At 38.2% G+C, this 12,616-nt stretch carries 9 protein-coding genes; 8 read left to right on the forward strand and 1 reads right to left on the reverse strand.

The genetic code is table 11. The features are described 5' to 3' along the window. The first annotated feature begins 286 nt into the window (after positions 1-286). A complete protein-coding gene (cbpA, locus tag AC3B5D_RS09045) occupies positions 287-931 on the forward strand; it encodes a cyclic di-AMP binding protein CbpA (protein WP_489840353.1) in 645 nt (214 codons plus the stop codon). Positions 932-1,067: 136 nt separating this feature from the next. Continuing rightward, positions 1,068-1,778: a TatD family hydrolase gene (locus AC3B5D_RS09050; protein WP_489840352.1), complete on the forward strand. Its 711-nt coding sequence runs from the start codon at positions 1,068-1,070 to the stop codon at positions 1,776-1,778. A gap of 15 nt (positions 1,779-1,793) precedes the next feature. Here AC3B5D_RS09050 and AC3B5D_RS09055 read toward each other — a convergent pair whose 3' ends face one another. Next, complete coding sequence (locus tag AC3B5D_RS09055) at positions 1,794-2,396, reverse strand: TetR/AcrR family transcriptional regulator (protein WP_489840351.1); 603 nt, start codon at positions 2,394-2,396, stop codon at positions 1,794-1,796. 134 nt (positions 2,397-2,530) lie between these two features. Between AC3B5D_RS09055 and AC3B5D_RS09060 the strand changes: the two genes are divergently transcribed. The 6 genes from AC3B5D_RS09060 (at position 2,531) to AC3B5D_RS09085 (ending at position 12,536) form a co-directional block, all read left to right on the forward strand. Further along, positions 2,531-5,050, forward strand: a complete 2,520-nt coding sequence (locus AC3B5D_RS09060) for a YhgE/Pip family protein (protein WP_489840350.1) — start codon at positions 2,531-2,533, stop codon at positions 5,048-5,050. Positions 5,051-5,268: 218 nt separating this feature from the next. Then, a complete protein-coding gene (locus AC3B5D_RS09065; RefSeq protein WP_489840349.1) occupies positions 5,269-6,225 on the forward strand; it encodes a TerC family protein in 957 nt (318 codons plus the stop codon). Positions 6,226-6,585: 360 nt separating this feature from the next. Beyond that, on the forward strand, positions 6,586-7,152 hold the full coding sequence (pth, locus tag AC3B5D_RS09070) for an aminoacyl-tRNA hydrolase (protein WP_489840348.1): 567 nt from the start codon (positions 6,586-6,588) through the stop codon (positions 7,150-7,152). Between the two features lie 17 nt (positions 7,153-7,169). Then, on the forward strand, positions 7,170-10,670 hold the full coding sequence (gene mfd, locus AC3B5D_RS09075; RefSeq protein WP_489840347.1) for a transcription-repair coupling factor: 3,501 nt from the start codon (positions 7,170-7,172) through the stop codon (positions 10,668-10,670). 4 nt (positions 10,671-10,674) lie between these two features. After that, positions 10,675-12,273, forward strand: coding sequence for a polysaccharide biosynthesis protein (locus AC3B5D_RS09080; RefSeq protein ID WP_489840346.1), 1,599 nt, complete (start codon positions 10,675-10,677; stop codon positions 12,271-12,273). Then, positions 12,264-12,536 (forward strand): RNA-binding S4 domain-containing protein, encoded by a 273-nt coding sequence (locus AC3B5D_RS09085; protein WP_489840345.1) that lies wholly within the window; start codon positions 12,264-12,266, stop codon positions 12,534-12,536. The genes AC3B5D_RS09080 and AC3B5D_RS09085 overlap by 10 nt, the downstream gene beginning before the upstream one ends. Positions 12,537-12,616: the final 80 nt, after the last annotated feature.

A 12,616-nucleotide genomic window follows, 5' to 3' on the forward strand; every position in this document is an offset into this window, starting at 1 on the left:
TGCTCTTTTCAGCTGGTCATAACGACTGATAGCCACCCCTTTTTTTTAGTGTTTATTTATTAAACAAATGTTTTTCTATTCATGTCTCTTAGGGATGACAGACAATAAATTTATCTGATTTTTTTAAAATTATTAGGCTATTTTAAGTGGTTATTGTCATAATAATAAAATCCCTAATCTTCTCATTTAATGTGAATTTTAGGTTACGATTATCAGAAAACAGTGCAGTGGTAAAGGTTTCGTGGTATTATAATTAGATTAGAAACTAAGGATAGGAGTTGTCTAGATGCTAGCGACATTGGTTAAATCTCGAGACGTTTTAACGACGCTCAGTGAAAATGCAACACTTCAAGATGCATTAGATATCTTTGATCATTCCGGATTTCGGGCTATTCCTATTTTGGATGAAAGTGGGCAATTGTTTCGCGGGGCAATTTATAAGTTACATATTTATCACCACATGATACAGGGTGGAGATTTGAATATGCCGGTTACGAGTTATATGCGAAACATGACAAAGTTTGTGCGTGTGGAAGCGACATTTTATGAGGCGTTTTTTACCTTAAAAGATTTGCCATTCATTTCTGTTTTGAATGAAGACAATCACTTTATGGGTATCTTGACACATAGTCGTATGATGAGGTTATTAGCTGATTCTTGGGCAACGAATGAAGGCCGATATAGCTTGACAGTGGTATCAGATGGTGAGCGGGGTAGTTTGGAAAAAGCGGCTCATATTATTTCACGCTATACCACGATTTCATCAGCAATGACTTTGGATCCTGATCGAAATCCACGAACGACTCGGCTATTATTTACACTACCAAATACAGTCAGTGAAGGATCATTATCAAAAATTATCAAAATTTTGTCCAGAAAAGGGTATCACTTGGAGTCATTGGAAGATCTGTCACAGTCGTCATATATGTGATAATCAGAGAGAAACATGTGGTTTATTGTCGTGTTTATATAGTGACACATACAATACGTATGTATCTTTTGAGAATAGATGCAACGAGCTGAGGCAGTGATTGCTGCCTTGGCTTTTTTGTTGTAGAGGAGAGGGTATGTTAGTTGATATGCATTGCCATAGTGATGGTAATCCAAATTTAATACAAGTACAAAAAAGTGCAGGAATTGCAACGATTTTAAATGCAACGACTGCCGAGGAATTCCAATTTAACAAACAATACGCTGGTCGAAGACAGCTGACAAGTTATGGTGTTCATCCGTGGGAGTCACAACGGCAAAAAATCGATCAAAGTTTATTAACGCAGGCACCGATTATTGGTGAGATTGGTTTAGATAGTGTTTGGACAGACGTGCCGCTTGTGGACCAGCGGCATCTCTTTGCACAACAGTTGGCAGCGGCTGCTGGCATGAAAAAGCCTGTTATTTTACATACAAAAGGTTGTGAACAAGAAATTTTAACAGCGATCAATGACATGTCAAATCTAACAGTGTTGGTGCATTGGTATTCATCACCAATGCACCAAGATGACTATATTGCTCGCCAACATAGTTACTTTTCCATTGGACCTGATGTATTGACCGATGAAGTGGTCCAGAAATTTGCGAAAAAGGTACCACTATCACACTTATTTATTGAATCAGATGGTTTAGCAAGTTTGAGTTGGGTATTACAACGTGAAGTGACGGTTCAAGAATATGTGCCGTTATTGGAAAAGTTATATCAAACAGTCGCTGATTTGCGAGGAATATCAGTTAAGCAATTAAATGCTCAGATTGAAAAAAATTGGCAATATTTATTTGGTTAGTGGACGTCCTGGTTATTAGTCAAATGATAGTAAATCATGAGGGGCTATAAAACGACTCCGCATTAAAATATCAGCTAATTCTTCAGGCGATTCAGGGTGTGCTTTATCGATCCAATGGCGCACAATATTAAGAATGCTATTGATTGCAATTTCTTTCGTGTAATCAATTGGGATATCAGTTGAGAAATGTCCCTTATTTTTGGCCAATTGTCTCGTAAATAAGTCGTCTACCACGGCCTTAATTTGTGAGAAAAATTGAGGGTCGCCATTTGATGAAAATAGGGCATGCATGGTTTCTCGTTCACCATCAACGTAACCGAGTGCCTGATTAAAGACACGATAAGCGGCACTAGATCTGTCAACATTGGTATCATTACTAAGTGGCTCTTTTAAATTATCTTTTAGAGCAGTCGTAATGTTAATCATTAACTCATCTTCTATTTTTGCGAGTAATTCGTATTTATCAGTATAATGCACATAAAATGTTCCCCGACTAACACGAGCTTCGCGTGTAATATCAGATACAGTAATGTTGTTGAATCCTTTTTTTTCAATAAGATGAATAAAAGATGTTTTAATATTTTGTTGAGTTCTTTCGTTACGTTCAGCTTGTTTCATAATATGGTCTCCATTTATTGAACAACGTGTTAAAAATTGTCTATTGTACTAACTTCCTATTAGCATTAATATAATGCAGGTAGATAAATTATTCAACAAGTTGTTCAATAATTTATATAGGAGGAGAGAATGCAATGTTAAAATCAGAGTGGCAGTGGTTAAAAGCACATAAATTTTATATGTTAGTTATTTTTGTCTTATTTTTTGTGCCATCAATATATGCCGTTACCTTCTTAGGATCATTGTGGAATCCCTATGGTGAAGTGAGTAAATTACCCGTCGCAGTTGTCAATAAAGATAAAGCTGTGACTTACCAAGGTAAAAAGTTGACAGTTGGACAAGATTTAAAAAAAGAATTACAAAAATCAAACGCCATGAATTTTAAATTTCCATCAGCGCAAGTCGCACAAAAGGGCCTCAATGATGGTAAGTATTATACAGTTATTACGATTCCAAAGAATTTTTCGAAAAATGCAACAACCTTATTAAACAAGCAACCTAAGCAAATGAAATTGCACTATGAAACAAGCTCAGGACATAGTTTCATTGCTGGAAAATTATCTGAGTCTGGTGCGAAACAAATTGGGACACAAATATCTGGTAAAGTGACCAAGATTTATACAAAAACGATTTTTAAAGAAATCAAACAAGCTGGTTTAGGTATGACGGCGGCTGGTAAAGCGAATAAAAAGTTGGCTAATGGGGCCAGTACGTTAAAATCAGGCAGTGATCAAGTGACTGCTAACCTTGAAAAATTGGCTGCAAGTTCACTAACATTTGAAGATGGTGCTCACACATTGACACAAGGATTAGAACAATACACGTCAGCAGTTGGCACGGCAAGTGGTGGTAGTCAACAATTAGCGAGTGGATTGCATCAAATGAATCAGCAAGCACCAACGCTCATTAACGGTGTGAGTCAATTACGTCAAGGCACACAACAGTATACACATGCAGTTGCAACAGCAAGTCATGGTAGTGAAACATTATCTAATGGGTTAAATCAATTAAATCAACAGATTCCCACATTAACTTCAGGTGTAACGAAGTTAAATGATGGATTAACACAATTAAATAATGAGCTGGTTGATAACGATGTGAAAGGCAACTTAGCTAAAGTACAAAAAGAAGTTGCTGAGTTATCGCGTATCGTTGATGATACAAAGGCCGTATTGCCTGATGATCAAACAATCAACAATCAATTTAGTACGTTACAATCAGATTTGAAAGCCTTGGCACAGGCTAACGCTACAGACCAAGGCACGTTATCAAGCAATGTCAATGCCGCACTACAAGCAGCAGGCATTAGTGCGACTGACGAGCAAAAAACAAAATTTGTGCAAGCAATGGTTAGCAAGCAAAGTGATACGCAAACGGCAAAAGTATTAGCAACAATGACCGAGCATGCTGATGCATTGCAAAATAATGTTAAGCAACTACAGCAAGTTGCAAAAACACATCAAGCAACTTTAACTGAATTAGCACAGACTGCTAAAAGTACTGATTTGCACCAGGTTAATAATCAATTAACGGCGATGCAAAAATTACCAGATGCAGTTTCTCAGTTAGCAACAGGGTCAAAACAGTTAACGAGTAAAATGCCAACCATGCAGCAAGCTGTTGGACAATTAGCTGTTGGTGGGCAAACGTTGACGAGTGGCTTACAGACGTTGCAAAATCAGTCAGCAACATTAAATAATGGTCTAACGACTTTACAATCTGGTGCACAAACATTAAGTAGCGGTGTTGGACAGTTAGATGGTGGTGCAACACAGTTGACGAGTGGCCTACAAACATTGACTGGTATGAATGGTCAATTAACGAGCGGTGCTAAGCAATTAAGCAATGGCGCTAGTCAAATTAGTAACGGTTCCGGGCAATTAGCAAGTGCAACACAACAAATGGGGCCAGCCTTGTCACAGATGAATGCAGGTAATACAACATTGGCTAATAAATTAGCTGATGCGGGCAAGCAAGCTAATCAACTAAAGGGAACAAAAAAGACAGTGCAACAAATGGCAAATCCAGCAACTGTGACACATACAGAGAAGGATAAAGTACCTAATAATGGTACTGGTATGATTCCATATATGTTCTCAGTTGGGATGTTTGTGGGGATGATGGCCTTGAATCTCATGCTTGATATGGTTTCACCACGAGGTAAAGTTTCTTCATTAGGTGCTTGGTTTGGTTCAAAAATGTTGATTCTTTTTGGTATTGCAACAATGACCGCAGTCACGTTATATGCATTAAGTGATTGGATTTTGGGGATGAATCCTGTTGAGCCAGGGCAAACGTTCTTATTCATGTTACTAATAAGTTATGTGGATGCAGCATTAGTGACAGCCATTTATATGTGGTTTGGTAAAGCGGGTGCCTTTGTTTCAATGGTGTTATTGGTCTTACAACTGAGTGTCGCTGCTGGCACATATCCTATTGAATTGTCGAATAAGTTTTACGAATGGTTACATCCATTCGTACCAATGACTTATTCTGTCAGTGGTTTGCGTGAAACAATCATGATTGGTGGATCAATTTCAACCGAAGTGACTGTCTTAGTGAGTGTTGGGTTAGTATCATTATTGGCGATGTTCCTCTTCTTCGTTGTGAAGCAACATAATTTTAAAATAATAGAAAATATGCAAGCAGATTAAAAATGATAAATACAAAAGTGTGATTGTGTCGCACACATATGACAGCATAAACATTATCGCGTTGGTTGAGTAATGTTTGTGCTTTTTGCATTAATCATATATTTTTAAATATTGTTATGCTTAATTAAAAGAAATGTTAATCGTAACAACATGTGTGGTCATTATCTGATAAAATAAGCTAATAGAGAATTGAACTATTATAAAAGGAAGCGTATTAAATGACAGTTAGTATCTGGGTTTGGATTGGCTTTTTTCTATTTGTTATTGCCATGTTGGCATTGGATTTAGGCGTTTTTAATAAAAAAGAAGAGGTGCCGACATTTGGCAAATCACTTTTTCAAACCGCGGTTTGGATCGCGCTAGCATTTATTTTTGCAGCGGGTATTTGGTATTTTGAAGGTAGCGGTCATGCCGTAGATTTTGTAACGGGTTATCTACTAGAAGAGTCATTAAGTATGGATAATTTGTTCATCTTTATCCTCGTATTTGGCTTTTTTGGTATCGAAGCCCGTTATCAACATCGCGTATTGTTCTGGGGAATTTTCGGGGCAATTATCATGCGAGTACTCTTTATCTTAGGAGGAGCAGCACTATTACATAAATTCGAATGGCTAATGTATTTATTTGGCATTTTTTTGGTTTATACAGGCATCAAAATGTTGTTCAATAAGGAAAAAAATCAGGATCTGAATGATAGTAAATTGATCCAAGGATTGCGTAAGATTCTCCCAGTAAAAGATGATGTTAGTCAGCCACACTTTATTGTAAAAGAAAATGGCAAGCATTATGTGACACCATTTCTGATTGCGTTAATTTTTATTGAATTATCTGATATTTTATTTGCGGTCGATTCTATTCCAGCAGTTTTGGCTGTGACACAAGATACGTTTATTGTTGTGACATCAAATATTTTTGCAGTATTAGGATTACGATCATTGTTCTTTGCATTATCAAAGTTGCTACCAATGTTCCGTTATATCAAATATGCTTTGGCGGTGATTTTAGCCTTTATTGGCGCAAAGATGTTGATAAATGAAGCGGGTAAAATGTGGCATTGGCATTTTGAAATTTCAAATGTTGCGTCATTAATTGTCATTGTGAGTTTGATTGTTATTGCCATCGTTGCTTCCGTTGCTAGGACACGCTGGGAAGATGCTCGTGGTATGAAAAAATAAGGCAAATTGCCATTGTGGTTAGTCAATAACGATACGATATTTTAGGGACTAACAAGTAACCAATTAGAATGGGGTACTTGTTAGTTTTTTAATGACGTAAACATAAATAGTCAAATGACACAAACCAACGATAAGAAATGGCAAATGAACGTTTTTAAGATCACCAGCAATGAGTGGTATTAAAAACTTCAGACTATCAAATCAGGATAAATTGGGTTAAAATTTATAGTCATTAGGGTACCTCGTGAACATGAGGGTAACATCCCATAAACAAAGTAAATCAGGTACTAGGGTGGGGACTAAGTCAGTCTCGACCCATTTCGTGCGTTGGTTGAAGATAAAAAGTGAGGCATACAAATAATGAAAATGATTGTTGGATTAGGCAATATTGGTAAAGAATATGATGGGACACGCCATAATATTGGGTTTATGACCATTGATGCGTTGGCAAATAAATATTCGGCCAAGTTTAAACAAGATGCCGCACATCATGCTTTTGTGGCTGATGTGCATATCAATCATGAAAAAGTGATATTAGTAAAACCAACAACCTATATGAATGACTCAGGTCAAGCAGTTCGGCCGTTAGTTGATTACTATAAGTTAGATTTAGCAGATTTATTGATTGTTCAAGATGATATGGATATGGATCTAGGTCGTTTACGTTTACGCCAGCAGGGGTCAGCTGGTGGTCATAATGGGATTAAAAGTATTGCTAGTCATTTAAATACGCAAAAATTTAACCGATTAAAATTTGGAATCGGTCATCCAGCTCATGTGCACCAAGCAGTTGTTGATTATGTATTAGGACATTTTGGTAAAGACGAACAAGCTGATTTATTAGCCGGATTGGATAAAGCCGTGACAATTTTTGAAAGTTTTGCTGCTGGTCAAGAAATGCCAATGTTAATGAATCAATTTAATTAAAAGGATAGTGATGTGTTATGCAACTAACGGAACTTTTACAACAGGATAAATCATTACAGCAGTTAGCCATTGATTTAAAAAAGGGTGGCCGTCATTTAATAACAGGTATTTCTGGTACGGCACGAACGGTTTATTTAGCTGCATTACAACAAAAAAATCGTCAACCAATGGTGGTTGTCTCAGATAGTCAATTTCATGCAGATCAATTAGCGGAGGATCTACAGGCTTTGCTGGGTGATAAACATGTTGCTGTATTCCCTGCTGAGGAAAGTTTAGCAGCAGAAATGGCAGTGACATCATTAGATACGCGACTTGCACGGGTGAAGGCTTTGCATCTGTTGTTAACAGATCCGCAGGCAGTTATTGTGACAGGGATTGCTGGTGCGCAACGTTATTTGCCACCAGTTGTAACGTTTCAACAAGCCCAATTAACCATTGATTTTGATCATGAATACGATTTGCAGCAATTGGAATCAAGCTTGCATCAAATGGGTTATCATCGTAATACAACAGTTGAGCAACCAGGAGAGTACGCTATTCGTGGGTCAATTATTGACATTTATCCCTTAGATGCAGATTATCCTGTGCGACTAGATTTTTTTGATACAGCATTAGATTCAATGCGTACTTTTGATGCTGAAAGCCAACGGAGTATTAAAAATCTAGAGACATTGACCATTTTACCTGCCACTGATTTAGTCATCAGTGATGCAGCACGACAAGCGGCTAGTACGCAATTAGAACTAGCGATGACGAAACAACGTGACCGACTTGTCGGTGCAGAAAAACGGCATTTAACAGAGGCGATGACCCCATTGTTGACATCATTAGCAGATGGTCAATTATTACCAGAGATTCGGGCGTATTTGCATACATTGTATCCTGATGCAGCTAGCATTTTTGATTACTTACCTAAAAAAGGCTACGTTGTCTTTGATGATTATCCACGAGCGGTTGAAAATGCGGCACAAATTCGTTTAGATGACACAAATTGGTGGACAGATAAGTTAGACAAACAGCAAGGATTAACGAATGCTGATTTTGGCTGGTCTTTAACTGATCAAGCGCGTGATATTCAGCAAACCAGTTTGATTTTTTCGCCACTGCAACGAGGGATTGGTCAATTACGACAAACCAGTCTCACAAATGTGACTGTGCGACCAACACAACAATTCTTTGGTCAAATGCCCTTGTTAAAAGGGGAAATATCACGTTGGCAAAAACAAAACATGACGGTTATTTTTCTAACCAATACTGATGAACGACAGGGAAAATTAGTGCAAACATTAGCCGATTTTGGGATGCAAGTAAATCGTGTGGCGGCTGATGCAATTGTTGCGGGTAGAACACAAGTGACGACCCTACCATTAAGTGCGGGTTTTGAACTACCAATGCAAAAAATTGTTGTTTTGACAGAAAAAGAGTTATTCCAACAAGTTCGGAAACGGGCACCAAAACGACAAACGCTATCGAATGCTGAACGCATTAAAAGTTATAATGAACTAAAACCAGGTGATTATGTCGTTCATGTAAACCATGGTATTGGTATTTATGAAGGCATGCAAACGATTGAAAATCGTGGTGTCAAGCAGGATTATATTACGATTGCCTATCAAAAAGGTGATAAACTATTTATTCCTGTTACGCAACTTGATCTTGTCCAGAAGTATGTTGGTGCTGCCGAAAAAGCACCAAAGATCAATAAAATGGGTGGGACGGAATGGCAACGCGCGAAAGCCAAAGTTGCGAAGAAAGTTGAAGATATTGCTGATGACTTATTAGCCTTATATGCTGAACGTGAGGTTAAGCAGGGATATGCTTTTGCACCTGACGATGAGGCAATGCATGAATTTGAAGCAGCTTTTCCATATCCTGAAACACCAGATCAAATTCGTTCAATCAAGGAAATTAAAGCCGATATGGAGAAGTCACGACCAATGGATCGGTTATTGGTTGGAGATGTTGGTTTCGGTAAGACAGAAGTCGCGATGCGTGCTGCTTTTAAGGCTGCTCATGAGGGTAAGCAAGTGGCGATGCTGGTACCCACAACGATTTTGGCACAACAGCATTATGAATCATTTTTGAATCGTTTTGAAGGCACACATCTCACGATTGCTTGGATGTCACGTTTTCAAACGAAAAAGCAAATGACGGAGATTAAGGCCGGCTTGAAAAATCACACGATTGATATTGTCATTGGCACGCATAGTCTGTTAGCGAAAGATATCGTTTTTGGTGATCTTGGTCTACTGATTATTGACGAAGAACAGCGTTTTGGTGTGAAACACAAGGAACGATTAAAAAGCTTACAAACAAATGTTGATGTCTTAACACTGACAGCAACGCCAATTCCACGAACACTAAATATGGCGATGGTCGGTGTTCGTGACTTATCTGTGATTGAAACACCACCAGCTAATCGTTATCCGATTCAAACATATGTGATGGAGCAAAATGGCCGCGTAATTGCGAATGCCATTGAACGGGAAATGGCACGTGGTGGGCAAACTTTTTATCTACATAATCGCGTTGCCGATATTGAAAAGGTCGCTGGCATGATTCAAAGTCTAGTACCTGAAGCGCAAGTTGCTTACATCCATGGTCAAATGACAGAAACACAAATGGAAGGTATTTTGGTTGACTTTATTAATGGTGAGTACGATGTCTTAGTGACAACCACGATTATTGAAACAGGTGTTGATATTCCTAATGCGAATACCTTATTTGTGGAAAATGCTGATTATATGGGCTTAGCACAACTTTACCAATTGCGCGGGCGTGTTGGGCGTTCACATCATGTGGCGTATGCTTACTTCACTTACCCAGGTACACGGTCGTTGAATGAAGAAAGTGAAAAACGGTTAACAGCTATTCGTGATTTCACTGAGTTAGGTTCTGGGTTTAAGATTGCCATGCGTGACTTGTCAATTCGTGGTGCTGGTGATTTACTAGGGCAATCACAACATGGCTTTATTAATGCTGTTGGGTATGATTTATACACACAAATGCTTCAAGATGCTGTTGTTGTTAAGCAGGGTAAACAACAAAAGCGCTTTGATTCAGAATTAGACTTACAGGTAGAAGCTTACCTACCTGCAAACTATGTGGCAGATGGACCACAAAAAATTGATTTGTATCAACGTATTCGTAAAGCAACCAAGCCAGAACAATTTGCAGAAATTACAGATGATTTGGTAGATCGTTTTGGTGACATACCAGCAGCAGCTAATCGTTTGTTGGTTGTGTCAAAATTAAAGGCATTGGCTGATCAACTTGGTATTGCACAAATTAAGCGGACGATTAATCAGCCAATGATTGTCACAGTACACTTTGATAAGCAGGCACAAATGACAAGTGAACAAGTGCAACAAGCAATGTCCTTGACGAAAACGCGTGGACAAATTAAAGTAAATGAACCGGTATTGTTTGCGATGGCGATTCAACCAAAACAAACAGATGATGAATGGTTACAAACATTAATGCAGTTTTTAGAGGCTTTATTGCCAAAAAAGGATTAAGTAGATGAGTAAAAGTAGTCAAAATTTGATGGCTGGTGCGGGTATTTTAACGTTAGCTGGTATTATTGCAAAGATACTAAGTGCCGTGTATCGGATTCCTTTTCAAAACTTAGTTGGCAATACTGGCTTTTATGTCTATCAACAGGTTTATCCTATCTATGGTATTGGTATGGTACTAGCTTTGAGTGGTTGGCCATTATTTATTTCTAAGATCATTACAGAACAAACAAGCGAGGCACGCCAGCAACTAGTGGCCCGACGCTTATTTTGGTTATTACTGATGATCAGCTGCTTTCTTTTTTTACTAGTTTATGGTGGTGCACCAATATTGGCTTTAGGTATGGGTGATGATTTAAAGTTGATACCTGTTATTAGAGCTGTTGCCTGGATGTTTTGGCTGATGCCATTCTTATCAGTTGGTCGTGGCTTTGCGCAAGGTCAGTTAAATATGGTGCCAACGGCAGTCTCACAAGTCATTGAGCAAATCGTGCGTGTGGGTATTATTATTGGTGTTGCTTGGTGGGGTGTACATGCTAATTGGTCAGTGTATAGAATTGGTACTTGGGCAATGGCAGCAGCAGCAGTTGCTGGTATACTGGCAACGGGGTATATGACGAAAACAATTCGGTCAGTTTGGCAATTACCGCTTTCGCAAGAAATCAAAAAAGATCGGACGATTGGCTGGTTACATATTTTTCGACGTTTATGGTCTGAAGGTAATTTATTAGCGATGTTGACAGGATTGTTAGTACTGTTACAATTGGTTGATTCTTTTTCGACAAAAGGATTATTAGAAGTATCTGGTTTGACAGCACATGCAGCAGAGTATGCTAAAGGTGTTTACGATCGAGGTCAGCCACTCGTGCAACTTGGTATGGTATTGGCAACGGCAGTCAGTACATCTTTACTACCAGTATTACGTCACCATGTTGTTCGACACGCCGATAGTGATTTTAAACACGATTTTCAAATGATGTTAAGGTTATCGTTGATTTTATCTGGTGTCGCAACAATTGGTTTGATAGCTGTTATGCCTGTGGTTAATCAGGTGCTGTTTAGCACCCGCGAAGGTAGCAGTGCCTTAATGATTTTTGTGTTGACGATTATACCTGCAACATTGATTTTAATTATCACGAGTGTGCTGCAAAGTTTAGACTATACGCGATGGGTTGGTTGGTTTGTACTTATCACCATGATCTTGAAATATGTGTTGAATATGATTTTAATTTCTCGTTACGGTATTATTGGCGCTTCATGGGCAACTTTTATTGCCTTGTTGCCGATGTTATATTTCGTGACGCGTCGCTTACCAAAACAATTACGACAACATTGGCATGGCAAGAATTGGTGGCTAAAATTAGGGGCAACATTACTATCTGTATTGATTGGTGCAGGTGTGTGGTGTCAAATAAGCGACTTGATTATTGGTTCATCACGAGTGGCTAGCTTATTAACGCTCATAATAGCGGTCCTAATTGGTATAATAATATTTATAGTGATGATTTGGCATTTACGTCTGTTGTCAATGGAAGAATGGTACGCCTTACCTAAAGGTTATAAAATATATCATTTCTTAAAACGAAAGGGAAACTCATGCGATTAGATAAATATTTAAAGGTCTCACGTTTAATTAAACGACGTTCGGTAGCAAAAGATATTTCAGATCAAGGACGAATTGACATTAATGGCAAAAAAGCCAAGTCATCTAGTGATGTCAAAACAGGTGACGAATTAACAATTCGGTTTGGTAATAAAACATCAGTCATTGCGGTTGAACGAATTGTTGAAACAACCAAAAAAGATGAAGCTGAACACATGTATCGCATTGTTTCAGAATCATATGCGCAGGATTTTGATGCGGAATAAGATAACGTTCTGTTATGTTTTTATACGAAATTATTAAGAAATGATAATGAGAGTTAAGAAAATTTAATTCTTGCGGTACA

The sequence above is a fragment of the Weissella sp. ESL1177 genome, from assembly GCF_058107185.1.